Origin of the sequence: Marinomonas sp. PE14-40, assembly GCF_051623805.1 — a bacterium.
GTDB lineage: Bacteria > Pseudomonadota > Gammaproteobacteria > Pseudomonadales > Marinomonadaceae > Marinomonas.
Genome location: NZ_CP130700.1, coordinates 3,433,218 through 3,457,316, shown reverse-complemented (window position 1 = coordinate 3,457,316; position 24,099 = coordinate 3,433,218). Strand labels below are relative to the sequence as shown.

Below are 24,099 nucleotides of genomic sequence, written 5' to 3'. Positions count from 1 at the left end.
ACTGCAAATATAGACTGGTGGGAACTGCTAACGCAGTTCCCACCAATTTATTACCAAGTTTGTGTTGCTTTAAACTTCTCGATTGCCGCTTTAAAAGTCGCTTCAATCTCGCCGTTATAATTGCCAGTTTTGTTAATGTCAGCCATAAGATCAGCGTGTTCGCTGTTCATGTAGCTAAGCAAAGATTGTTCAAAACTACCAATCTTGTTTGTTTCAACATCTTCAAGGAAGCCATCGTTGGCAGCGTAAAGGATTACGCCCATATCAGCTATAGACATAGGGCTAAACTGTTTCTGTTTCATCAGTTCAGTAACCTGTTTACCGTGCTCTAGCTGTTTACGAGTAGCTGCGTCAAGGTCAGATGCGAACTGAGCGAAAGCCGCCAATTCACGATACTGAGCTAGGGCAAGACGGATACCGCCACCTAGTTTCTTAACGATTTTAGTTTGTGCAGCACCACCAACACGGGATACAGATACACCCGCGTTCATTGCAGGACGAATACCCGCGTTGAACAAGCTTGTTTCCAAGAAAATCTGACCATCAGTGATGGAGATTACGTTGGTTGGTACGAATGCTGATACGTCACCACCTTGAGTCTCGATGATAGGAAGAGCAGTCAAAGAACCAGTCTTACCTTTCACTTCACCATTGGTGAATTTCTCAACGTAATCTACGTTTACACGAGATGCACGCTCAAGAAGACGAGAGTGAAGATAGAATACGTCACCAGGATACGCTTCACGACCTGGAGGACGACGTAGTAGCAATGAGATTTGACGGTAAGCCCAAGCTTGTTTAGTCAAATCATCATAAATAATTAGTGCATCTTCACCGCGGTCACGGAAGTACTCACCCATTGTGCAACCAGTGTATGGTGCTAGGTAAAGCATAGAAGCAGGGTCAGAAGGGCCAGCCGCAACGATTGTTGTGTACTCTAATGCACCGTTTTCTTCTAGCTTTTGTACTACGTTAGCGATAGTAGATTGCTTTTGACCAATGGCAACATACACACACTTAATACCACTGCCTTTTTGAGCAATGATGGTATCGATAGCAAGTGCTGTTTTACCTACCTGACGGTCACCGATAATCAACTCACGCTGACCACGACCTACAGGTACCATTGCATCAATGGCTTTATAACCAGTTTGAATTGGTTGGTCTACTGATTGACGTTCGATTACACCAGGTGCAACCTTTTCAACTGCATCAGTAAGTTGAGCATTTACTGGGCCTTTGCCGTCGATTGGGTTACCCAATGCGTCAACAACACGACCAAGTAGTTCTGGACCAATTGGAACTTCCAAAATACGACCAGTACACTTAACTTTTTGACCTTCGACTAGATTTTGGTAGCCGCCTAATACTACAGCACCTACAGAGTCACGCTCTAGGTTCAATGCCATACCATAAACACCACCAGGGAATTCGATCATTTCCCCGTACATTACGTCAGCCAGACCGTGAATCAATACGATACCGTCTGCTACGCTGACAATTGTGCCCTCATTTTGGGCTTCAGAAGTCACATCAAGGTTCTCGATGCGCTTCTTAATAATCTCGCTGATCTCAGATGGATTCAGTTGCTGCATGCTAAATTCCTCAACCCTGGTTTCGATTTATCGAAACGCTAGGAGTTTATCGCCTCGGCCAGTTTCGCAAGTTTCCCGCGAACTGATCCGTCGATGATTAAATCGCCTGTACGGATAACCACGCCACCGATAAGGCTTGCGTCTGTTTCAGTCGCCAAGTTGACGGTACGGTCCAACTTTTTGCTCAATGAAGCACTGATTGCTTGCTCTTGTTCCGCTGAAAGTTCGTAAGCTGACGTCATATTAACGTCGACTGCTTTTTCGAAGTTCAGTTTGAACTGATTAAACAATTCGGAAATCGCTACCAATAAAGTTAGGCGGCTATTTTCCGACAATGATTTCACAAAGTTTTTACCTTGATCTGTCATTACTTCATTGCAAACATCTGCTAGCGCGTTTGCTTTTTCTTCAGCACTAAAAGCAGGATTTTGCACTGCCTGTGCTAATGTCGTGTCACTCGCAGCGGTAGCCAATACGCTAAGCATATTGGCCCATTCTGCTACTTGACCTTGCTCACGAGCAACTTCAAACGCAGCTTTGGCATACGGGCGAGCGACTGTCATTAATTCAGCCATTGGACCCTCGCTTAAAGCTCTTGTGCTAGTTTTTCAACTAGTTCGCTGTGGGCTTTCTCGTCAACACTGGCACCCAAAATTTTCTCAGCACCGATAAGAGCAAGTTGAGAAACTTGAGCGCGTAGTGCTTCTTTAGCACGTACAACGTCTTGTTCAATCTCAGAATTTGCTGCATCGCGCAAACGTTGGCCATCAGCCAATGCTTGTTCTTTTGCTTCGTCAATAATTTGGTTAGCCCGTTTGTTGGCTTGTTCAATAATTTCGGCCGCTTGTTCCTTGCTCTCACGTAACGTATGAGTGGCTTTTTCTTGAGCCAACTCTAAGTCACGTGAAGCACGGTTAGCTGCTTCTAAACCATCTGCAATTTTTGCACTACGCTCTTCAAGCGCAGCAATCACTGGTGGCCACACATATTTCATGCAGAACCAGACAAAAAAGGCAAACGAGATAGCTTGGCCTATAAGTGTGAGATTTAAGTTCACGCTAATATCCTCGCTCTAAGTCGTTTAAAAAATTTTTGCAATAAAAGCAAAAACTTAGCCAGCAACCTGAGCAACGAATGGGTTTGCGAAAGTGAAGAACAACGCAATACCTACACCGATCATAGTTACGGCATCAAGAAGACCCGCTACGATGAACATTTTAACTTGCAACATTGGAACCATCTCAGGTTGACGCGCAGCGCCTTCCAAGAATTTACCACCAAGTAGACCGAAACCAATCGCAGTACCTAGGGCACCTAGACCGATAAGAAGGGCTACAGCAATCGCAGTAAGACCAACTACAGTTTCCATTTTAACTCCTAATTTTCATAGTTTTAGATTGAAGGTTTAAAAAAACTTTATATAACTCTGTGCTCGTTTTACACCAAGATCTTAGTGATCTTCGTGTGCCATACTTAGGTATACAATTGTTAGCATCATGAAGATGAATGCTTGCAATACGATTACCAAGATATGGAAAATTGCCCATGGGACAGATAATGCCCACTGTACCCAGAACGGTAAAATAGCGATCAAGATAAAGATCAACTCACCTGCGTACAGGTTACCGAAAAGTCGCAATGCTAGGGAAATTGGTTTCGCAATAAGGCCTACACCTTCAAGCAATAGGTTGAATGGGATCATCCACTTACCGAAAGGTTGTAAGGTTAACTCACCAATAAATCCTGAAATACCTTTCACCTTGATGCTGTAGAAAACAATCAAGAAGAAAACAGAGAAAGCCATACCTAAGGTCGCATTCATATCTGTTGTCGGTACCACTTTAAAGTAAGGAATACCAACAAGAGAGGCTAGCGTAGGCAGGAAGTCTACAGGTATTAAGTCCATGGTATTCATCAAGAATACCCAAACAAAAATCGTTAGTGCTAGGGGTGCAATCACCTTGCTCTTACCATGGAAGGTTTCTTTGACGCTACCGTCAACGAACTCAACCATAAGCTCTACAAAGTTTTGCAAACCAGAAGGGGTATCAGCAGATGCCTTCTTAGCTGCTTTTCTAAATAGCCAAATGAACAACAACCCCAATCCAATGGAGAAACCCATTGTATCTAGGTGAATTGCCCAAAAGCCCATGTCGGCTGCTTCTGCTGCACCATGGGCAATACCCCATGTTCCATCAGGATGTTGACCATAGGTCAAATTCTGAAGGTGATGCTGAATATATTCAGAAGCTGTTGGATTTTCACTTGCCATATTATCTATCCACGCTCTTTAATGATTAAAAACTGTCATCCTTTTGTACTTAATTAATGCTTAAGTACAAAAGGGCTAAGCCAATGGCTTAAAACTGTCATTCCAAAACCCGCAAAAAAGTAACCTGCAGCTAATGGCTTTACTAGGCTAAAAATCAGACTCATCATAATTGCCGTGATGATTAACTTGCCTGCTTCACCTTTGTAAAAAGATTTCGCGATCTCTTGAGCCGGTCTAACCTTCTTACTTCCAAATACTCTAAACGCCATATAAGCACTTGGTATCACACTTGCGATAGCGCCTAAAAAAAATGAGTAGGCAGATAACTCACTATTCGCAAAATAGATAACCAATGAAATGACGCATGCCGCTAAAAACTGAAAAAAGACAAAACGATAGACTGCTGTTTTTTTCGCTTTAATAAGTTCTAAAGAACTTAGTGGCTTACTCTGTGTCATCGGTACTAAATCTCTAAAATTTTGTAACTAAACAAACCGAATATTTACCAGCTTATTTAACAAACTCAAATACTTAATTTGAATCTACAAAATACCCTAGAGGTTAAAAATTCGACGCATTATAGGGGGAATATGTGGCGCGTTCAACACTATCGAGCTATTCATGTCGATGATTCTTAAGTTTTATGGAAAAAATGCACAAAAAAAACGCATATGAGGCCCTTAGTTGGCCTCAAATAGTTCACTTAACAGTAATTCTAAGTGCTCAGGGTTACGGTACTCAATCACCAATTTACCCTTGCCTTTCGGGTTTTGTTGAATCTTCACGGCAGCATTAATTTTCTGGCTTATGCTTTCTTCTCTTTGTCTGAAATCAGGTAGGCTGACACTTTCTTGATCATTGTTCTGTGATTTAAACTGAATAGCCTTCACTAAACGCTCAGTTTCTCTTACAGACATACTTTTTGTGACTACTTGAGATGCTGCATGTATTTGATCATCGTGCTCTAGTGGCAGTAAAGCACGCGCATGGCCCATTTCAAGATCACCATGCTCTAATAAGCGTCTTACTTCAGGAGTTAAACTTAATAAACGCAATAAATTAGCGACAGCAGAACGTGATTTACCAACTGTCTCAGCAACTTCTTGTTGGGTCAGTTCAAACTCTTCAATTAAGCGTTGTAACGCGATTGCTTCTTCTACTGGGTTTAAGTCTTCACGCTGAATATTTTCAATCAGCGCTAAAACAACCGCATCAGAATCTTCCACATGACGAACAATAACGGGGACTTTTGATAATTCGGCGATTTTAGCAGCACGCCAGCGTCTTTCACCGGCAATGATTTCATATTTGCCACTTTCTATTGGACGAACAACAATCGGCTGCATTATGCCTTGTTGTTTGATAGAAATAGCCAATTCATCAAGCTGTACTGAGTTCATATCACGACGAGGTTGAAACTTACCTTTGCAGAGTAAGTCATGATCTAGATAGGTAAGCCCTGTCAGCTGTTCTACCACCTCATCTGTTTGCTCTTCATTAGCAACAACCTGAGGTGCTAATAAGGCATCTAAGCCTCGACCTAAACCACGTTTTTTAACCGTCATTTTTAAACCCTTTATACAAGTAATGCCCCTGTTGTTACAAAAGCATGCTTTAACTAGTGCTAACTATATTTACAAATAGGCAATATTTAAGCCTGATTTTTACGAATAAATTCGCCAGCTAATGCAAGGTATGCAATAGCACCTCGCGATTGCTTTTCATAATGAAGAACCGGTAGGCCATAACTTGGCGCTTCCGCCAAACGTATATTTCGCGGCACCACGGTATCATAAACTTTTTCGGCAAAGTGTTTAATCAGCTGCTGAGAAACATCATGAGTCAAACTCGGCCTTGGGTCATACATGGTGCGTAAGATTCCCTCTATGGCTAGAGTAGGATTTAAGGCTTGTGTAATACGCTCTATGGTCTGCAATAAGGCAGTTAAACCTTCTAACGCATAATATTCACATTGAACGGGAATAAGTACGCCTTGGGCTGCAGCTAGTGCATTCACAGTGAGCATATTCAAAGAAGGAGGACAGTCCAATAGGACAAAATCATACTCTTGTTCTACTTCGTAAAGAGCAGACCTAAGTCGCGTTTCTTTACTCGGCAAATCTAAGAGAACAACTTCAGCACCTGTTAAGTCACCATTTGCAGGTAAAACACTATATCCAGCAGGCTCAACATTCACCACAGCCTCTTTCACCCCATGGGTTCCTACTAGGACATCAAATACACTGATGCTCAAGGATTCCTTATCTACCCCACTTCCTGTGGTGGCATTACCCTGTGGGTCTAAATCAATCAACAACACCCTGCGTTTCATCGCGGTTAAAGATGCAGCAAGATTGACACAGGTTGTGGTTTTACCGACACCGCCTTTTTGGTTAGTGACGGCTATAATTTTTGCCATTACTCGCTTCCTTTACGTTTCATGACGACCAAGTGACGCTCAGCATCAACATGGGGAACAGTTAAGCTATGTACTGTATCAACATAGACATCTGCTGGTAATTCTTGAATCTCTTGCTCAGGATATACCCCTTTCATTGCTAAAAAGTTTCCTTCTTGTTTAGGCAATGGCAAAGTCCAATTAATCATATCTTGAATCGATGCAAAGGCTCTTGAAATGACATGATCATACTCGCCAGCAAAAGCATGTTGCTCGACTCTTTCATTGGCTACCGTCACATTATCGACAGCCAATTCCATTTTAACTTGGGTTAAAAAGCGCGTTTTCTTGCCATTGCTGTCTAACAAAGTGAATGACTTTTCTGGAAAACAGATAGCCAGAACCATGCCAGGTAAGCCTGGACCAGTTCCAACATCAATAATTTTGTCGCCTTGGATATAAGGAATCGTTGATAAACTATCAATCAAGTGTAAGGCAATCATTTGATCCACATCGCGGATGGCGGTGAGATTGTAGGCCTTATTCCACTTTTGCAATAATGCTAGGTAATCCACTAGCTTTTGAATAGTTGTCTCAGGAAGATCGACGCCCATTGTTTGGGCCCCTTTCTGAATAGTCTCAAAATGTGTCACAATCAATTCCGTAAAAAATAAGGTTAACGGCTGCTGATTCTAGGCACTTTTGCTCGCAATGGCACGTTTTTTAAGACTGATTAGCAATAATGAAACCGCAGCAGGGGTTATACCCTGTATTCTAGAGGCTGCAGCTAGTGTCTCAGGCTTGGCTTCGATTAGCTTTTGTTTCACTTCATTTGATAGACCTTCGATATTGGCGTAATCCATATCGAGTGGCAAAGGTGTATTTTCTTGACGACGTAACCTTTCAATATCTTCTGCTTGACGGCTAATGTAACCCGCATACTTAACTGATATTTGAACTTGCTCTGCAACTTGTTCAGAAACCGGTTCTTCGGGAGCATCTTTTAGATTTGCCACGTCAGCATATTCAACCCCAGGACGTTTTAATAAATCCATCAAGCTATATTCATGAGTAATTGGATTTTCTAATTTTGGGTTGATAGCCGCCGCTTCTTCCGTATTAGGAACAATCCAATTAGATTTCAATCTAGTTTGCTCGGTTTCGATTGCTTCTTTTTTAGTACAAAATGCAGCCCAACGCTCATCATCAATAAGGCCTAATTCACGGCCCTTCTCTGTCAAACGTAGATCCGCATTGTCTTCACGTAAAATTAGTCGATACTCTGCGCGGCTAGTAAACATGCGATAGGGCTCTTTCGTGCCCATAGTAATCAAGTCATCAACAAGCACACCAATATAAGCTTCATCTCGTCTTGGACACCAGGCTTCTTTCCCTTGTGCTAATAAAGAGGCATTTAAACCCGCCAATAGACCTTGAGCACCCGCTTCTTCATATCCTGTCGTGCCATTAATTTGCCCCGCAAAGAACAAGGCTGGCATATGTTTCGTTTCTAACGAGTACTTTAGATCCTGAGGGTTAAAATAATCATACTCTATAGCGTACCCAGGACGTGTGATATGAGCATTCTCAAAGCCTTTCATTGAACGAACAAGTTCGATTTGGACATCAAAAGGCAGCGAGGTAGAAATACCATTAGGGTATAACTCATGGGTTGTTAGACCTTCTGGCTCAACAAAAATTTGATGTGAGTTTTTATCCGCAAAACGCACAATTTTATCCTCAATTGAAGGACAGTATCTCGGTCCAATCCCATCAATTACACCAGTGTACATAGGTGATCTATCCATACCACCACGAATAATGTCATGGGTTCTTTCATTGGTATGAGTAATAAAGCAGTTTATTTGCTTCGGATGAAGTTCTCGTGAACCCATATAAGACATTACAGGGGTAATATCATCACCTGGTTGTGCTTGCATGACACTAAAATCGACAGAGCGAGCATCAATACGTGGTGGTGTACCTGTTTTAAGGCGATCAACTCTAAAAGGTAAAGCACGTAGTTTTTCAGCCAAACCAATTGATGGTGGATCACCTGCACGGCCACCAGCATGATTCTCAAGCCCGACATGAATAAGGCCACCTAAAAAAGTACCCGCTGTTAAGACAACGGTTTTACTTTGAAAACGAATTCCAGTCTGAGTAACTACACCACAGGCTTGACCATTTTCAACAATAAGATCTTCGACAGATTGTTGGAATAACCAAAGGTTTTCTTGATTCTCTAAGATGTCACGTATTGCCGCTTTATAAAGAATTCGATCGGCTTGAGCACGCGTTGCTCTGACAGCAGGTCCTTTTCGAGAGTTCAAAGTTCTAAATTGAATGCCAGCTTTATCTGTAGCAAGTGCCATTGCACCGCCTAAAGCATCAATTTCTTTTACTAGGTGAGATTTCCCAATACCACCAATGGCAGGGTTACAAGACATCTGCCCTAGCGTTTCTATGTTGTGGGTTAAAAGTAAGGTTTTCACACCTGTGCGTGCAGCAGCTAATGCCGCTTCAGTGCCAGCATGACCACCACCAACAACAATTACATCAAAGCGACTCGGGAAATCCACTTGAACCTCGGTATTACTAAATAAGAAAAACAAAACGAATAAAAAACGAACAATGCTCGAATTTGAGGGCGCTAGTATAAAGCCAAAATTTCAAAAAGAAAGCGAAGCAAGCTTGTTACCCCCGGTCATCATTAATAAAAATATAAGTATATATATGTCTATTCTTATATTTGTAGTTACTATATAACAGCTAAAATTCTGTTGATAAAACAAAAAAAACATTATAAATCATAAGATTAAAAGAATAGTAAACTGTTAAAAATAGACATATTAAGCTGTGATGTGGAAAACCTAAAGGTGTGTATAAAGTGCCTAGTTATACACTTGGATTTTTAACCCCCTTACTTGTTCAAAACTGTGCAAAACTTAATATTAGGATATCACCATACTTATTAACAAGATGTTTTTACCCTGATTTATGTGTGTAAGTGGCTGAATCAGTTGATAAAATAGGACTTTTGAAAGCATTGTTAATCTATTTTTAATATTTTTTTATCCACATTAAAAAACTTTAAAAAAATCGTATATTTCTTAAAAAAGATAAAAAATGTGAATAATACTTTCAACAGGTGGAGGCTTCTGCTTTCTTTTTTAGCTTATTACAGTGGATAAGGTGTTTTGAGCACAGGTTTTTTTATTCACAAAGCTAGATTGTATTTAAGAATGATAGATTAACGCTGAACTGAATGATTTAACTAAACAGCATAAAACTGAGGGAGGACTAGAATTGAAATGCGGTGTGGGATATGAGGAATTAATACAATATAATTAAGGCAGATAAAACCTCTTTATCTGCCTTAATTTAGCTACTTACCAATACAGAAGGAACCGAAAATACGGCCTAACAAATCGTCACTCGTGAAGGCTCCTGTGATTTCACTAAGGGCGTTTTGAGCTTCTTTTAAGTCTTCTGCTAATAACTCTCCTGCACCAAAGTCATGTAACTGTAATGAACCTGCATTAAGGAAGTCTTGAGCTTTATTTAATGCTTCAATATGGCGTCGGCGAGCGATAAAGCCCCCTTCTGTTGTACTGTCGTATCCCATGACATCTTTAAGATGTTGAGTAAGGTGCTCAACACCATCTTGATTTTTAGCAGATAAAGAAATAACAGGAATATCATTTACTTGAGTTACCCCAACGCTTTCTTCAGTGAGATCTACCTTGTTACGAACTAAGGTTAGATTATCTCGGCTAGCAAGCTGTGCAACAAATTCTGGCCAAATTTGGGCTGGGTCGGTTTCATTAGAAGATGACTTACTATCTACCATAAGCAAAATGCGATCTGCTTTATGGATTTCCTGCCATGCTCTTTCGATACCTATTTGTTCAACTTCATCAGGGCTTTCTCTCAGGCCTGCAGTATCGATAATATGAAGTGGCATACCGTCAATATGAATTTGCTCTCTGAGTACATCTCGTGTGGTGCCTTCTATATTAGTGACAATGGCAGAGTCTTTACCTGATAAGGCATTTAGCAAGCTAGATTTACCTGCATTAGGGCGACCTGCAATAACCACACTCATACCTTCTCGTATGATGGCACCCTGTTTGGCTTCTTTTTGAACTGCAACAAGGTTTTGCTGAATACCTGCAAGCTCCTTGGCAACCTTACCATCACCAATAAAGTCGATCTCTTCCTCTGGGAAGTCTATTGCCGCTTCTACATAAATTCGTAAATGGATAAGGGATTCAACTAATTCGTCAATACGCTTGGAAAAGGCCCCTTGCAGAGATCTTAAAGCGCATTTAGCTGCCTGAGTTGAGGCTGAATCGATTAAATCCGCAATGGCTTCTGCTTGAGTTAAGTCCATTTTATCATTTAAGAAAGCACGTTCAGAGAACTCTCCTGGACGGGCTAATCTCGCACCTAGCTCAAGTGTTCGGCTTAACAGCATATCTATAATGACAGGCCCACCATGGCCTTGAAACTCAATAACATCTTCACCAGTAAAGGAGTTAGGGTTAGGAAAATAAATTGCTATTCCTAAATCGATTTGCTCACCAGAAGCATCTTTAAATGGGCCGTAATGGGCATGTCTTGGGCTAGGTTTAAAGCCTAAGATTTGCTCTGCTATGGTTAAACTTAATGGCCCTGATAGCCTGATAATACCTACGCCACCTCTGCCAGGAGGAGTTGCTTGTGCTGCGATGGTATCTTTATCTAGGACTTGGCTTAATTCCGTCATTGTTCGCCTTTGTATTATAGAGCTAGGTAAATAGTGATTAAATTATCAGCTAGTCTAGGGGCAATCACAAGTTGCTAGAAGAGCTTAATAATAAAAGTGGGTCATAAAAAAGGACCTCATATGAGGCCCTTTTTAAACTATCTAGTTATAGAAAAGCTTAGGCTTCTCTTTCAATACGTTTAGTAATTACGTATTGCTGCATGATAGATAAGGTGTTGTTGACTACCCAGTAAAGTACTAGACCACTTGGGAACCACAAGAAGAAGAAGGTAAATGCAACCGGCATAATCTTCATGATGCGTGCTTGCATCGGATCTGGAGGTGTTGGGTTTAGCATTTGCTGACCTAACATACTGATACCCATAAGGATTGGCAGTACAAAGTAAGGGTCCATTGCTGATAGATCGTTAATCCATAGCATGAATGGAGCATGGCGTAATTCCACACTTTCCATCAATACCCAGTAAAGAGATAAGAATACTGGCATTTGGACTAGAATAGGTAAACAACCACCCAGTGGGTTTATCTTCTCTTTCTTATATAGTTCCATCATGGCTGCAGACATTTTTTGTCTATCATCACCATGCTGCTCACGTAAGCGTGTTAGTTCTGGGCCAAACTTACGCATTTTAGCCATAGAACGATAACTTGCTGCAGATAGTTTAAAGAACAAGGCTTTAACCACTACTACCACTAAGATAATGGCAACACCCCAGTTAACAACAAAAGACTGAATCGCAGTCAATAGCCAAAATAAAGGCTGTGCTAACCACCATAACCAACCATAATCTACGGTCAGCTCTAGATTAGCTGCGGTTTCACTTAGCTGATCTTGAAGCTTAGGTCCTATATATAGGGTTGAGCTTAAAGTACCTTGGTTACCCGCTGCAATTTCAACACTTGAGCCAGTAAAACCTATGATATTAAACTCACCTTTTTGACGAGTATATAGTGTTGCTTTATGGCCATTTTCTGGCACCCAAGCACTAACAAAATAATGTTGAAGTAATGCAATCCAACCATTATTTGTTGTTAATTTTGTTGGGGTTTCAGCCATGTCAGAAAAGCTAACCTTGGTATAAGGAGACTCTTCGGTAGATACCGCTCCACCTAGGTAAGGTTGTAGCCCCATACCACTAGACGCACTTGGATCTTCTGAATTATCACGTTTGATCTGAGCAAATAAGTTACCTTGCCAAGCCGTGTTTGAATTATTGTCTACCGTGATTTGCTGACGAACAGCATATTGACCACGCTTAAAGATATAGGTTTTTGTGTACTGAACACCTTGAGCATCGGTGAAATAAAGGTCTACCGCTAGGCTATCTTCACCGTCACCTAATTTATACTGGCTCTGATCTGCTCGATATACAGGGCGACCATCTTTATTCGCATCAGGACCATTTCGACCGACTAAACCACTTTGTGTTACATAAACACGCTCAATACCATTATCTAGTAGAACAAAAGGTTCGTTAGAGGCTTGTGCTTTTTTATATTCAGGTAAAGAGGCTTTAACAATGTCACCACCAACTGGGTCGATAGAAACAATTAAAGCATCTGTGACAACTTGAATTAGAGCTTCAGAAGCGGGTTGCTGAGAATCGACCACAATATCATTGGCAGCAGCTGGAGATGCAACCGTTGAAGGTATGTCAGTGTTGTTAGAGGAAGCTTGTGTTTGGGTTGTTTGAGCAACATTGTTTGTAGCCACTGAACCATAGTCTTGGTTCCACTGTAAAAACAGCATATAGCCAACAACAAAAAGTGCACCCCATAAAAAATAACGTCTGAAATCCATGGTATTCAACTAATATTGTTTGGTTAAAAAAAGGGCTAGGCCCTGAAACTCACGCCTTCTACATCCTGCCAATAATGGTCGCGCATGTCAGACAAAAGCTTCACGAAAAAAACTGGCGTTATTAAACCAGCCTTTCAAGCTTTTTTCAGCCTATTTCTGTTTGGCTTTGGTGTCTTTTGGCTGATTATTGGCTTTTTTAGACCTTTTAATAAGTTGATGCCATGCTTTGTCTATGCGTTTTGACAAAGTTGGGTTATCTAACTCTTTAATTCCTTGGCGCGCTAGAAAGACAATGTCGAATCCAGCGAGTTCGACTTTATGATGACGGAAGGAGTCCCGCACGAGTCGTTTGATGCGGTTTCGTCCTACTGCACGCTTTTCATTTTTTTTAGCGACAATGAGTCCCAACCTAGAAAGGTCGTCATCACGTTTTGTTGCCAAAAGCAGAAATTCGCCAGCAAAGACTTTACAAGAGGTGTGATTAAATACGGTTTGATAATCCCCAGCAGTCAGTAATCTGACCTGCCGGGGAAAACAAAAGTCTGTCATAAACGGCTTATGCGCTTAGAGACTTACGACCACGAGCACGACGACGTGTTAGTACAGCACGACCGCCTTTAGTAGCCATACGGGCACGGAAACCGTGGTTACGCTTACGTTTTAGAACGCTAGGTTGAAAAGTTCTTTTCATTTTCTTTCTCTCACTACTGAAGCAGTGTTTCAGTTTTGAGGGTTAGCCTTAGCCAAGCCTCTTCTTTTTGATTCAAAATCAGGCGGCGAATTTTATTGGAGTTCGCCAATGAATTCAATCGTTAAACATACAATTAGCCTAAAAAACTAGAGAAATAATACATCAACAAATTATTCACAGGGCTTATCAAATATGTGCATTAAAAAAATTAAAATACATAAAAGATATTCACATAACATGTTTTAATTATTTTTATTGTGAATAAAATCATGATCTTAATTTAAAAAAATCCTGTTGATAAAACAACTAACAAGGTCCTTTTTTTGTGTTGATAACTAGCTTGTTTATCCACATTTCATGTTTTTTATCTACCCTTGTGAATAACTGCCTCTGTTATTAACATTTTCTCACGGTTTAAGCTTTTCCTGTGTATTCTTAACTTATTTACATCTTTTTGTGGATAACTGATCCGCTCCGAGTTAGAATTTCGCGCTTAACTGTTTTTTATTTGCCCTGCAGGAGTAAAAGTTAGTGTCGTTGGAGTATTGGGATCTTTGCCAAAAGCGATTACAAGATGAGTTTTCTGCTCAACAATTCAATACTTGGATTCGTCCTCTTGATGCTGAAATCAACACAAATGGCGACTTAATCCTCTCGGCCCCTAATCGATTTGTATTAGATTGGGTAAGTAATAAGTATCAAACACGTATTAAAGAGCTCCTCACAGAATTTGCCGGAAGCGAACCCGCTCCTGTTTTATCTTTCACTGTGCGTGCTCAAGGTTTTAGTAAACCTAGTGCTCCACCAGCGCCAGCGCCTGTCATAGAAACCGTTGTGGCTCCTATGAGTGAAGACTTATCTTCTGGCGTAAGCTATCGTCCAGGCTTTAGCTTAATGGAAGAAGGCACAGAGAAGCATGCTGACCTTGAATTTGAAGCACCATTAAAACTCTCTGATAGTGGATTGATTGGTGATCTAGAACCCTACAAGCAGGGGCAATTACCTCTTTCTCCTTCATCTAACCGTAAAGTGGATGTTGAAGGGGGAATCAATCATGGTGCCAACCTAAACAACTCCTTCACTTTTGATAACTTTGTTGAAGGTAAATCCAACCAATTGGCCCATGCTGCAGCTTTACAGGTTGCTGAAAACCCAGGTGGTGCTTATAACCCATTATTTATTTATGGTGGCGTTGGTTTAGGTAAAACCCACTTAATGCAAGCTGTGGGTACAGAGCTTATGCGCCATAACCCGAATGCTAAGGTGGTATATCTGCATTCGGAACGTTTTGTGGCTGATATGGTTAAAGCATTACAACTTAACGCGATTAATGATTTTAAACGTTATTATCGCTCTGTAGATGCCCTATTAATTGACGATATACAATTCTTTGCTGGCAAAGACAGAACTCAAGAAGAGTTTTTCCATACCTTTAATGCCTTATTAGAAGGTGGTCAGCAAATGATTCTGACCTGTGATCGTTATCCAAAAGAGATCAAAGGATTAGAAGACAGGCTTAAATCACGTTTTGGTTGGGGCTTAACTGTGGCTATCGAGCCACCGGAACTTGAAACCCGTGTTGCGATTTTGATGCGTAAGGCAGATGAAAGTAATATTAAGTTATCTTATGATTCCGCTTTCTTTATTGCGCAAAAAATACGTTCCAATGTGCGTGAATTAGAAGGGGCGTTAAAACGTGTCATTGCTAACTCTCATTTTACTGGTCGTGCGATTACGCCAGATTTTGTGAGAGAGTCCCTTAAAGACTTACTTGCATTGCAAGATAAGCTTGTAAACATAGATAATATTCAGCGTATTGTGGCTGAGTATTACAAGATTAAAATAAGTGATTTATTGTCGAAACGTCGTAATCGTTCGATTGCCCGTCCCCGTCAAGTAGCCATGTCACTTGCAAAAGAACTGACTAACCATAGTTTGCCTGAAATTGGTGATGCTTTTGGTGGTCGTGATCATACAACTGCGCTTCATGCTATTCGTAAGATCAAAGAACTACAGGATACGGATTCGGATATTCGTGAAGACTATAAGCAACTTATGCGAATTTTGACGACCTAAGGTCGTGATTGATAAATACGAGGAAAATAATGAAATTTTCAGTTGTCCGCGAGGCACTTCTAAAGCCACTTCAACTCGTTGCTGGTGTGGTTGAACGCAAGCAAACGATGCCTGTTTTGGCCAATGTATTATTAGAGGTTAAAGACAATGTTTTAACCTTAACTGGCTCTGATTTAGAAGTTGAATTAGTTGGTCATATCACATTAGATGAGTGCCAAGAAGGCCGTATTACTGTTCCTGCACGTAAACTAATGGATATCTGCAAAAGTTTACCTGACAGTGCTGTGATTGAATTATCTGTTGATGATACTCGTGCAGTGATTCGTTCAGGACGCTCTCGTTTTACTTTATCAACCTTGCCTGCTGATGAGTTCCCAAATATCCAAGATATGCAGGGTGATCTAAGTGTGGTTGTGGCACAAAACAGTGTACGCAAACTGATTGAAAAAACAGGCTTTGCCATGGCGAACCAAGATGTTCGTTACTATTTAAACGGCATGCTGTTTGAAGTCGCTGATGGTCAGCTACGTGTTGTTGCGACTGACGGACACCGTCTTGCAACGGCTATTGAAGATGCACAAGTATCTGGTGATCTAACGCAAGTGATTGTACCTCGTAAAGGTGTACTTGAACTTAACCGTTTGTTGAGTGACACAGATGAAACTGTTGAGCTTCAAATCGGTTCTAACCATATCCGTGCGAAAGTTGCCGACTACATTTTTACGTCTAAATTAGTGGAAGGTAAATTCCCTGATTACCATAGAGTAATACCACGCAATAACGACAAAATTGTGATTGCAGATCGTCTAGAATTACGTCAAGTTTTCCTACGTGCTTCGATCCTTTCTAATGAAAAATATCGTGGTGTTCGTTTGATTCTTACCAATGGTATGTTGCAAGTGTTTGCTAACAACCCAGAGCAAGAAGAAGCTGAAGAATCTGTATTAGTTCAATACCAAGGTGAAAACCTAGAAGTTGGCTTTAATGTAAGCTACTTGCTAGATGTGTTAGGCGTGGTGAATAGCCAAGAAGTTCGTATTTCATTAAATGATGCGACAGCCAGTGCGCTAGTTGAAGAAGCAGATAGTCACGCGGCACAATATGTCGTGATGCCAATGCGTCTATAATCGATTTTCATAATACCAAGCCAAGTGATGATGAAACTTGGTTTGGTATTAGACGCTATCTCACAAGGTTTATCTGTATGCCCCTGCATCGCTTGGATATTTCCCAGCTAAGAAACTTATCCAACGTCCGTTTTCAACCTTCCCCCCAAGTTAATTTAATTTCTGGTGCTAATGGCAGTGGTAAAACCTCTGTTCTGGAAGCGATTCACTTATTATCTTTAGGCCGCTCTTTTCGAAGTCATAAGCATAAAACTTATATTCAAAAAGAAACCTCGGAATGTGTAATCTTTGCTTTGCTTGAGCAAGCAGAAACACCTATCGGCATGAGTCAACCACCTCAGCCAATAGGCCTTAAACGACAGTTAGATGGAAGCTTAGAAGCACGGGTATCAGGACAGAAAATTCAATCCTTGATTGAGCTAACCCAAGCCCTCCCCGTACAGTTAATTAACCCTGATGCCTTTCGATTATTAGAGGGTTCCCCTAAGATTCGACGCCAGTTTCTTGACTGGGGTGTGTTTCATCATGCAACAGGCTTTATAAATGCATGGCGAGGCTGGCAAAAAGCATTAAAACAGCGCAATTCCTTACTCAGACGTGGTAAAATATCTGATAGTTTGTTGTTAGCATTTGATCATGAGCTGATTCGATTAGGCTCAGAGGTAAATCAGTATCGTCATGATTACCTAGATCGCTTAATTCCTGTCTTTAAACAGGTTTTATTGAGCTTAAATGCTGAGCTAGAAGTGAATTTGCAGCTTTACCAAGGTTGGGATGCGCAAAAATCATTAGCTCAAGCACTAGATGCTAGCCGACCACGAGATATTGAGTCTGGGTATTCCAACACCGGACCTCAAAGAGCAGATTTAAGAGTAAAAACACCCCATGGTGATGCGCTTGATGCCCTCTCTCGTGGCCAGCAAAAATTAGTGGTATCTGCTTTGAAAATAGCTCAAGGCAAGCTGTTGATAGAATCAGGACGTTCGATCGTCTTTCTGGTAGATGATTTACCAGCTGAACTAGATAAAGAACACAGAGATAAACTCTGTCAATTATTAGAAGCGTTAGATAGCCAAATTTTTATTACAAGTGTCGGCCCAGAAATAATGGATTACAACTGGTCTGAGACGACCGACGTTCGTCATTTTGCGATGAAAGCAGGCGAATTGTCCCATTATCCGAGTGATGCTTTGCAGGAGAGTTAAATGAGCGAAAACAATTACGATTCATCCAGTATCAAGGTTCTAAAAGGCCTTGATGCAGTACGTAAACGCCCAGGAATGTATATCGGCGATACGGATGACGGCACTGGCTTACATCACATGGTATTTGAGGTGGTGGATAACTCAATTGATGAAGCGTTAGCTGGTCATTGCGATACCATTAATGTCATCATCCACCCAGATGAATCCATTACTGTGTCCGATAACGGACGTGGTATTCCCGTTGAAATGCACCCTGAAGAAAAAGTGTCTGCTGCTGAAGTTATCATGACAGTGCTACACGCGGGTGGTAAGTTTGATGATAATTCTTACAAGGTCTCTGGTGGTCTTCATGGAGTAGGTGTATCGGTAGTAAATGCCTTATCTAAAAGCCTGACTCTTACTATTCGAAAAGACGGAAAACTGTACGAGCAACATTATGCTCATGGTGACCCGCTTGCACCTATTGCTGCTATTGGCGAAGCTGAAGCAAATGGTACACAAGTACACTTTAAGCCTTCAGAAGATACCTTTAGTAATATTAAATTCCATTATGACATTTTAGCGAAGCGTTTACGTGAGCTTTCATTTTTGAACTCAGGTGTTGCGATCAATTTAAAAGATGAGCGTAGTGGCCAAGAAGAAGCCTTCAATTACACGGGTGGTTTACGTTCATTTGTAGAGCATTTGAATACTAATAAAACCCCGATTAACCAAATTTTCCATTTTATCTGCCAACGTGAAGACTTAGATGATGGCATTGCCGTTGAAGTTGCATTGCAGTGGAACGAAGGTTTCCAAGAAAACATCTATTGCTATACCAACAATATCCCACAAAGGGATGGTGGTACTCACTTAGCAGGTTTCCGTGCTGCTCTAACTCGTACCTTAAATAGCTTTATTGAAAAAGAAGGCTTAGGTAAGAAAACGAAAGTTGCCACAACAGGTGATGATTCTCGTGAAGGTTTGACTGCCATCGTATCGGTGAAAGTGCCTGATCCTAAGTTCTCTTCTCAAACTAAAGATAAGCTGGTTTCTTCTGAAGTGAAAACTGCAGTAGAGCAAGAAATGAGTCGTCGTTTGTCTGAGTACCTTCTAGAGTCTCCGAACGAAGCTAAAATCATTGTCAATAAAATGATTGATGCGGCTCGAGCGCGTGAAGCTGCTCGTCGTGCACGTGATTTAACTCGCCGTAAAGGCGCATTGGATATTGCTGGCTTACCGGGTAAGTTGGCAGACTGCCAAGAGAAAGATCCTGCACTTTCTGAACTATACCTAGTGGAGGGTGACTCTGCGGGTGGTTCTGCAAAACAAGGTCGTGATCGTCGCACACAAGCTATTTTGCCTCTTAAAGGTAAGATCTTGAACGTTGAAAAAGCCCGTTTTGATAAAATGCTCTCTTCTGCAGAAGTGGGAACACTGATTACTGCACTAGGTTGTGGTATTGGCCGTGATGAATTTAACGTTGAGAAGCTACGTTATCACAGCATTGTTATCATGACCGATGCGGACGTGGATGGATCACACATTCGTACCCTACTTTTGACTTTCTTCTTCCGTCAAATGCCAGAGGTGATCGAGCGTGGCCACATTTATATTGCCCAGCCTCCTCTTTATAAGATCGCTCGTGGTAAGCAAGAACAATATCTAAAAGACGAAGCTGCACTTGAGCAACATTTGATTGAAGTCGCTTTATCTGGTGCTCAGATGTTTGTGAATGATCAAGCGCCTGGAATTCAAGGTGAAGCCCTCGCTAAAATTATGCATGACTATATTGCAATATCGGATGATATTGAGCGTATGTCTCGTGTATATCCAACGGATGTGATGGGCAAACTTATGTATTGCGCAGAGCTGGCGCCAGATGACTTAAGTAATGAAGCCAAGGTAAACGCTTGGATTGATGAGCTTAAAGCTTTGATGCCACAAGATGTACGTACAGGCTTCCGTTTCGAGTTTAAAGTTGATCATGATGATGAGCGTGACTTGTATCTACCTGCAGTAGAAATCATGTCTCATGGTGTTGCCAACCATTACCGCTTTGAGCAAACTTTCTTTGCATCAGCTGAATACAGACGCATGGTTGCCATGTCTGGTTTGATTGATGAGATCTTCACAGAAGAGTCATTTATCAAGCGTGGAGAACGTACTCAACATGTTGATACTGTTGAAGATATGAAAGCTTGGTTAATGAAAGAAGCATCACGTGGCATGGCGATACAGCGTTATAAAGGTCTAGGTGAGATGAACCCTGACCAGCTATGGGAAACTACAATGGACCCAGATGCACGTCGTATGTTGCAGGTGTCTATTGATGATGCGATTGCAGCGGATCAAATGTTTACCACTCTTATGGGTGATGAAGTTGAGCCTCGTCGTAACTTTATTCAAGATAATGCTCTATCAGTTGCTAACCTAGACGTTTAATTTAGCTTTAGCAAAATCAAAAAAGCAGCCTAATGGCTGCTTTTTTTGTTTGTGTAATATGAGCTTATGATAGGAATTATATAGAGTCATACTTTGTTAGTGTCTTAAACTCAATATCCACTTCTATGCCAAAGATATCTTTAAGAGTGTTCATATAAGCATCTTTAGTATCTAAGTTGTATTCGGTAACACCTAACTCTGTTTTTACTTTCACCTTTCCATTTAAGAGTGTTGTTATGCCATCATGACTTCTAATTGTTGCGATACAACGTGATGTGAAAGCTGAGTTTGGGTGTGTCGAGGTATAATGGTTGGCGTACTCAATATCCCCTTTGCAAACATAGCTCATATCTAAGCTGTATAAATCTAACCAAGACTCCTCTTCTGTTTTTATCTGTAAGATTGCCCCATAAAATTTATCGTTCAACAAAACGAAATGTTTGGGAGTCTGTCTTTAGCTCTTCATTTAGCCTATAAGGAAGTGGTTCTCTAGGTGTCTGAGAACCAAAGCCCGCATCTAGTATCCATTGTTCACCTTCTAGGGTGACGAGTGTTACTTGATGGCTGCGCCCGCTTGGTTCCTCTGCTAAGTGTACTCTTGCCAACAGAGGTCTTGCTTCAAACCCCACCTGAATAAGAGCGCTTAATAACAAGCCGTTTAGCTCAAAACAGTAACCTCCCCGCTGGCTCATAACCAGTTTGTTAAAAAGCGCTTCTTCAGATAGAAGTATGAGATTGCCATTAACTATATCTAGATTTTCAAAAGGAATTTTTTTGTGTTGAGAGGCATGTAGCAGCTTCAAATACGCTCTATTAAGATCTTTTTGGGCAGTCATTCCAATTTTATTTAAATAGGCTTCTAACATACGCTCATTCATTTAGGTTAAACCTTTAATTGCTATTAATGGGGGCTAATTACTGACGTAATTTTTAACTTGATGTGAGTATAAAAGTTGAAGTTAAGTTTAAGTCAATAATGTTTAGTAAAACGCTTATTTGGCTATCAGTATGTGCCAAAATCTTTTTAAATAATGGTTTTTAAAGGCTTTCAGTTTTGCTTTCCTAATGCCTGATAATCAATCGCTTCCTTTATTAAGGTTAAGGTAGCTTCTAGGTTAGTAAGATCAACCGAAGCTAAGGCTAACCGAATAGCATGGGGTGTATGTTCTGTCGTTGAGTAAGGTTCTGCACCTGAAACGCAAATATTGAGATCTAATAAGGCCTTGATTAATAAGTCTGATCTCACATCCTCCGGTAAAGGTAGCCATAAAAAATAAGAGGCGGGATGAGATTGATAGCTCAATTCATGAAATACTTTTTTGACTATTTCTTGCCTTTTGATCGCATCTAAACGTTTCTCCTGCTCTAGGTGATAGATGCTGCCATCTTCAATCCATTGGCAAATTAGTGCTGACAACAAGCCTGCGGTGTTCCAAGTTGTAGCCCGAATACTTCTCTCAATTGATGAAACCCATTTCGTGGGTGAGAGGATAAACCCGACCCTTAACCCTGTGGCAAGACTTTTTGAGAAGCCGGATATATATAAGGTGATATCAGGAGCCAGAGTCACCAAAGCTGGTGGTGCTAGAGTCTCAAGAAAACTGTAGGCGGCATCTTCTATTATGGTGAGTTGGTGTTTTCTTGCTATCTCTATTAGCTGTTTTCTTTGTGCTAACCCCATTACTGAACCTAAGGGGTTATGTAATGTGGGCATTGAATAGATAGCTTTAATATTACGTCGCTCACAGGCTTGGACTAATGCATTGAGATCTGTGCATTGATTTAGCATAGGTATCGCAATCAGTTCCAAACCATGTACTTGGGCTAGGAGTTTAAAACCTGGGTATGTAATCGCATCAACTGCAACTAGGTCCCCTGGTTTTAATAAAGACATAACACTCAGTGCTAAGCCTTGTTGGGCTCCATTAACGATTGCCATGTTTTGTGTTTCTACACTGATATTATGATGAGCTAAATAGCTTTTGATGACGCTTTTATCACATTGACGACCATTATGAGGTTGATAACTTAATAAGGACTCTAAATCGCCTGAATAACTTAATTTCCTTAAGGCATCTCTTAACATCTTAGGTTGGTTATCTAAGAGAGGTGAGTTGAAATTAAGATCTTGCATACCTTCAGCTAATGAAACTTGTTTAATACCATGGCTAGGGGGAACCTGAGTTTCTTTGACAAAGGTACCTCGGCCAACTTCACAGCTCACTAGCCCCATCTTGGCTAATTCTTTGTACACCTTCGAAGCCGTGGCTAATGCAATCTTTTCTTGTGAAGCAAATTGTCTATGGGTGACAAGTTTAGATCCAGGGAGAAGCTTTCCGTGTCTAATATCTTCTACCAGTTTATCTAAAATACCTTTGTATTTTTGCGTGCTCATAAAATTGTACCTAGAACAATTTTTGTATTGTTATGGAAATAAGGATTAGAGTGCCATTTCAAACATTCTAAAGGATAAACACTGTGCATATCTCTATTCTTACCTTTGATAGCTTTAATGAACTGGACTCTTTTATCTCTTATGGCATTTTAAATCGAATCAAAAAGCCAGAATGGCGTGTATCTATTGCGGGTTCAAGCCCTCAAATCACCTCTATGAATGGCATGGTAGTAGAAAGGCAAATTGACTTAAATGAAGCTTCTAATACGGATGTGGTGCTGGTTGGCAGTGGCATGAAAACCCGTGATGTGGTGCTTGATCAAAGTATTATGTCGCAGCTTTCTTTAGATCCAAGTAGACAGTTAATTGGTGCTCAATGTTCAGGCGCGCTTGTATTAGCTAAATTGGGGTTATTAAACGAGGTGCCTGCTTGCACGGATTTAACTACTAAACCTTGGGTGCAAGAAGCAGGTGTCAAAGTATTAAATCAGGCCTTTTATGCGAGTCAAAACACAGCAACGGCTGGTGGTTGTTTGTCTTCCACATACCTTGCTGCTTGGGTGATAGCACGTATAGAAGGAATTGAGGCGATGAAAAATGCTATAGATTATGTTGCCCCTGTGGGTGAAAAAGAGGCGTATGTCGATCTTGTTATGCAGCAGGTTATGCCTTTTATAGAAAGAGACTCATCTTATAACTAGCCTCTTTCTACAGTTTGTATCTATTAAATTGATTAAAATAAATCTGTGTTATTAACTGTATTGATAAAGAGTTGCCAAAGTAAAGGCGGCAAGATCTGTATAAACCTGAAAATGACAGTCTATTTCTTTGTACTGAGTCTCTCTGCCTTTACCAGTAAGTACTAAGGCTGTTTTGCAGCCTCTAGCATGCCCAGCTTCCAAATCGCGTTTTGAGTCGCCTACCATAATCGCAGGTGTTTCTTCAAAGTTAACCCCAAGTTCTGCTTCAATAGACTCTATCATGCCGGCTTTTGGTTTACGGCAATCACATTGATCATCTGGACCATGTGGGCAATAACGAATCCCACTGATACTACCGCCCTCAGCTTTAACCAATTGAGTCATTTTATGATGCATGGCATCTAAGGTATCAATATCATAATAGCCTCTTGCTATGCCGGATTGATTTGTCACAACAAAGACTTTGAAACCTGCTTTAGACAAAGCTGCAATGGATTTAATACTGCCAGGAATTGGAATCCATTCGTCTAACGATTTCACATATTGATCAGAATCTTGGTTTATCACCCCATCTCTATCGAGCAAAATGATAGGTTTAACTTGAGTCATGTTGGTATCCTGGCCGTTGAGTTGAGGCATTATA

At 40.9% G+C, this 24,099-nt stretch carries 23 protein-coding genes; 5 read left to right on the top strand and 18 right to left on the bottom strand.

The features are described 5' to 3' along the window. Nucleotides 1–50: 50 nt before the first annotated feature. The 14 genes from atpA to rpmH form a co-directional block, all read right to left on the bottom strand. Nucleotides 51–1,595, bottom strand: a complete 1,545-nt coding sequence (atpA, locus tag Q0A08_RS16015; RefSeq protein ID WP_438462516.1) for a F0F1 ATP synthase subunit alpha — start codon at nucleotides 1,593–1,595, stop codon at nucleotides 51–53. A 38-nt stretch (nucleotides 1,596–1,633) separates the two neighbouring features. Further along, complete coding sequence (locus Q0A08_RS16010; RefSeq protein ID WP_438462514.1) at nucleotides 1,634–2,158, bottom strand: F0F1 ATP synthase subunit delta; 525 nt, start codon at nucleotides 2,156–2,158, stop codon at nucleotides 1,634–1,636. Nucleotides 2,159–2,181: 23 nt separating this feature from the next. Beyond that, the gene (locus Q0A08_RS16005; protein WP_046015418.1) at nucleotides 2,182–2,652 is read right to left on the bottom strand and encodes a F0F1 ATP synthase subunit B; all 471 of its coding nucleotides are present in this window, start codon (nucleotides 2,650–2,652) and stop codon (nucleotides 2,182–2,184) included. Between the two features lie 54 nt (nucleotides 2,653–2,706). Next, the gene (gene atpE, locus Q0A08_RS16000; protein WP_009834415.1) at nucleotides 2,707–2,964 is read right to left on the bottom strand and encodes a F0F1 ATP synthase subunit C; all 258 of its coding nucleotides are present in this window, start codon (nucleotides 2,962–2,964) and stop codon (nucleotides 2,707–2,709) included. An 81-nt stretch (nucleotides 2,965–3,045) separates the two neighbouring features. After that, nucleotides 3,046–3,867 carry a F0F1 ATP synthase subunit A gene (gene atpB / locus Q0A08_RS15995; RefSeq protein ID WP_438462513.1) on the bottom strand — a complete coding sequence of 274 codons (822 nt, stop codon included), beginning with the start codon at nucleotides 3,865–3,867 and terminating at the stop codon, nucleotides 3,046–3,048. A 53-nt stretch (nucleotides 3,868–3,920) separates the two neighbouring features. Continuing rightward, complete coding sequence (locus Q0A08_RS15990) at nucleotides 3,921–4,325, bottom strand: ATP synthase subunit I (RefSeq protein ID WP_438462512.1); 405 nt, start codon at nucleotides 4,323–4,325, stop codon at nucleotides 3,921–3,923. 222 nt (nucleotides 4,326–4,547) lie between these two features. After that, entirely contained in the window at nucleotides 4,548–5,432 is an 885-nt protein-coding gene (locus Q0A08_RS15985) for a ParB/RepB/Spo0J family partition protein (protein ID WP_438462511.1), read from the bottom strand. Between the two features lie 86 nt (nucleotides 5,433–5,518). Beyond that, entirely contained in the window at nucleotides 5,519–6,286 is a 768-nt protein-coding gene (locus tag Q0A08_RS15980) for a ParA family protein (protein WP_438462510.1), read from the bottom strand. After that, nucleotides 6,286–6,918 carry a 16S rRNA (guanine(527)-N(7))-methyltransferase RsmG gene (rsmG, locus tag Q0A08_RS15975; RefSeq protein WP_438462509.1) on the bottom strand — a complete coding sequence of 211 codons (633 nt, stop codon included), beginning with the start codon at nucleotides 6,916–6,918 and terminating at the stop codon, nucleotides 6,286–6,288. Before rsmG ends, Q0A08_RS15980 begins: the two co-directional genes overlap by 1 nt. 39 nt (nucleotides 6,919–6,957) lie before the next feature. Continuing rightward, nucleotides 6,958–8,847, bottom strand: coding sequence for a tRNA uridine-5-carboxymethylaminomethyl(34) synthesis enzyme MnmG (gene mnmG, locus Q0A08_RS15970; protein ID WP_438462508.1), 1,890 nt, complete (start codon nucleotides 8,845–8,847; stop codon nucleotides 6,958–6,960). An 806-nt stretch (nucleotides 8,848–9,653) separates the two neighbouring features. Then, a complete protein-coding gene (gene mnmE / locus Q0A08_RS15965) occupies nucleotides 9,654–11,036 on the bottom strand; it encodes a tRNA uridine-5-carboxymethylaminomethyl(34) synthesis GTPase MnmE (protein WP_438462507.1) in 1,383 nt (460 codons plus the stop codon). A gap of 157 nt (nucleotides 11,037–11,193) precedes the next feature. Next, nucleotides 11,194–12,837, bottom strand: coding sequence for a membrane protein insertase YidC (yidC, locus tag Q0A08_RS15960; protein ID WP_438462506.1), 1,644 nt, complete (start codon nucleotides 12,835–12,837; stop codon nucleotides 11,194–11,196). A gap of 150 nt (nucleotides 12,838–12,987) precedes the next feature. Continuing rightward, nucleotides 12,988–13,386, bottom strand: coding sequence for a ribonuclease P protein component (rnpA, locus tag Q0A08_RS15955; protein WP_438462505.1), 399 nt, complete (start codon nucleotides 13,384–13,386; stop codon nucleotides 12,988–12,990). Between the two features lie 7 nt (nucleotides 13,387–13,393). Beyond that, nucleotides 13,394–13,528 (bottom strand): 50S ribosomal protein L34, encoded by a 135-nt coding sequence (rpmH, locus tag Q0A08_RS15950; RefSeq protein ID WP_438462504.1) that lies wholly within the window; start codon nucleotides 13,526–13,528, stop codon nucleotides 13,394–13,396. Nucleotides 13,529–14,059: 531 nt separating this feature from the next. Between rpmH and dnaA the strand changes: the two genes are divergently transcribed. The 4 genes from dnaA (at nucleotide 14,060) to gyrB (ending at nucleotide 20,360) form a co-directional block, all read left to right on the top strand. After that, nucleotides 14,060–15,604 carry a chromosomal replication initiator protein DnaA gene (gene dnaA, locus Q0A08_RS15945; RefSeq protein ID WP_438462503.1) on the top strand — a complete coding sequence of 515 codons (1,545 nt, stop codon included), beginning with the start codon at nucleotides 14,060–14,062 and terminating at the stop codon, nucleotides 15,602–15,604. 29 nt (nucleotides 15,605–15,633) lie between these two features. Next, a complete protein-coding gene (gene dnaN, locus Q0A08_RS15940; protein WP_046015429.1) occupies nucleotides 15,634–16,731 on the top strand; it encodes a DNA polymerase III subunit beta in 1,098 nt (365 codons plus the stop codon). A 77-nt stretch (nucleotides 16,732–16,808) separates the two neighbouring features. Continuing rightward, nucleotides 16,809–17,936 (top strand): DNA replication/repair protein RecF, encoded by a 1,128-nt coding sequence (gene recF, locus Q0A08_RS15935; RefSeq protein ID WP_438462502.1) that lies wholly within the window; start codon nucleotides 16,809–16,811, stop codon nucleotides 17,934–17,936. Further along, entirely contained in the window at nucleotides 17,937–20,360 is a 2,424-nt protein-coding gene (gyrB, locus tag Q0A08_RS15930; RefSeq protein WP_438462501.1) for a DNA topoisomerase (ATP-hydrolyzing) subunit B, read from the top strand. Nucleotides 20,361–20,436: 76 nt separating this feature from the next. Here gyrB and Q0A08_RS15925 read toward each other — a convergent pair whose 3' ends face one another. The 3 genes from Q0A08_RS15925 to Q0A08_RS15915 all read right to left on the bottom strand — a co-directional run bounded on the left by Q0A08_RS15925 (nucleotide 20,437) and on the right by Q0A08_RS15915 (nucleotide 22,755). Beyond that, complete coding sequence (locus Q0A08_RS15925; protein ID WP_438462500.1) at nucleotides 20,437–20,790, bottom strand: arylamine N-acetyltransferase; 354 nt, start codon at nucleotides 20,788–20,790, stop codon at nucleotides 20,437–20,439. Next, a complete protein-coding gene (locus Q0A08_RS15920) occupies nucleotides 20,777–21,238 on the bottom strand; it encodes an arylamine N-acetyltransferase family protein (RefSeq protein ID WP_438462499.1) in 462 nt (153 codons plus the stop codon). Before Q0A08_RS15920 ends, Q0A08_RS15925 begins: the two co-directional genes overlap by 14 nt. Nucleotides 21,239–21,408: 170 nt before the next feature. Further along, nucleotides 21,409–22,755: a PLP-dependent aminotransferase family protein gene (locus tag Q0A08_RS15915; protein ID WP_438462498.1), complete on the bottom strand. Its 1,347-nt coding sequence runs from the start codon at nucleotides 22,753–22,755 to the stop codon at nucleotides 21,409–21,411. An 83-nt stretch (nucleotides 22,756–22,838) separates the two neighbouring features. Here Q0A08_RS15915 and Q0A08_RS15910 point away from each other — a divergent pair, with 83 nt between their 5' ends. After that, on the top strand, nucleotides 22,839–23,456 hold the full coding sequence (locus tag Q0A08_RS15910) for a DJ-1/PfpI family protein (protein WP_438462497.1): 618 nt from the start codon (nucleotides 22,839–22,841) through the stop codon (nucleotides 23,454–23,456). A gap of 51 nt (nucleotides 23,457–23,507) precedes the next feature. Here the strand turns inward: Q0A08_RS15910 and gmhB are convergent, their stop codons facing one another. Further along, nucleotides 23,508–24,065, bottom strand: a complete 558-nt coding sequence (gene gmhB, locus Q0A08_RS15905; RefSeq protein ID WP_438462496.1) for a D-glycero-beta-D-manno-heptose 1,7-bisphosphate 7-phosphatase — start codon at nucleotides 24,063–24,065, stop codon at nucleotides 23,508–23,510. Nucleotides 24,066–24,099 lie beyond the last annotated feature (34 nt).

Bases quoted from the DNA above. Each gene is read 5' to 3' on its own strand.
- atpA (WP_438462516.1), bottom strand. From the start codon at position 1,595: ATGCAGCAACTGAATCCATCTGAGATCAGCGAGATTATTAAGAAGCGC.
- Q0A08_RS16010 (WP_438462514.1), bottom strand. From the start codon at position 2,158: ATGACAGTCGCTCGCCCGTATGCCAAAGCTGCGTTTGAAGTTGCTCGT.
- atpE (WP_009834415.1), bottom strand. From the start codon at position 2,964: ATGGAAACTGTAGTTGGTCTTACTGCGATTGCTGTAGCCCTTCTTATC.
- atpB (WP_438462513.1), bottom strand. From the start codon at position 3,867: ATGGCAAGTGAAAATCCAACAGCTTCTGAATATATTCAGCATCACCTT.
- Q0A08_RS15990 (WP_438462512.1), bottom strand. From the start codon at position 4,325: ATGACACAGAGTAAGCCACTAAGTTCTTTAGAACTTATTAAAGCGAAA.
- Q0A08_RS15985 (WP_438462511.1), bottom strand. From the start codon at position 5,432: ATGACGGTTAAAAAACGTGGTTTAGGTCGAGGCTTAGATGCCTTATTA.
- Q0A08_RS15980 (WP_438462510.1), bottom strand. From the start codon at position 6,286: ATGGCAAAAATTATAGCCGTCACTAACCAAAAAGGCGGTGTCGGTAAA.
- mnmE (WP_438462507.1), bottom strand. From the start codon at position 11,036: ATGACGGAATTAAGCCAAGTCCTAGATAAAGATACCATCGCAGCACAA.
- yidC (WP_438462506.1), bottom strand. From the start codon at position 12,837: ATGGATTTCAGACGTTATTTTTTATGGGGTGCACTTTTTGTTGTTGGC.
- rnpA (WP_438462505.1), bottom strand. From the start codon at position 13,386: ATGACAGACTTTTGTTTTCCCCGGCAGGTCAGATTACTGACTGCTGGG.
- rpmH (WP_438462504.1), bottom strand. From the start codon at position 13,528: ATGAAAAGAACTTTTCAACCTAGCGTTCTAAAACGTAAGCGTAACCAC.
- dnaN (WP_046015429.1), top strand. From the start codon at position 15,634: ATGAAATTTTCAGTTGTCCGCGAGGCACTTCTAAAGCCACTTCAACTC.
- recF (WP_438462502.1), top strand. From the start codon at position 16,809: ATGCCCCTGCATCGCTTGGATATTTCCCAGCTAAGAAACTTATCCAAC.
- gyrB (WP_438462501.1), top strand. From the start codon at position 17,937: ATGAGCGAAAACAATTACGATTCATCCAGTATCAAGGTTCTAAAAGGC.
- Q0A08_RS15920 (WP_438462499.1), bottom strand. From the start codon at position 21,238: ATGAATGAGCGTATGTTAGAAGCCTATTTAAATAAAATTGGAATGACT.
- Q0A08_RS15915 (WP_438462498.1), bottom strand. From the start codon at position 22,755: ATGAGCACGCAAAAATACAAAGGTATTTTAGATAAACTGGTAGAAGAT.
- gmhB (WP_438462496.1), bottom strand. From the start codon at position 24,065: ATGACTCAAGTTAAACCTATCATTTTGCTCGATAGAGATGGGGTGATA.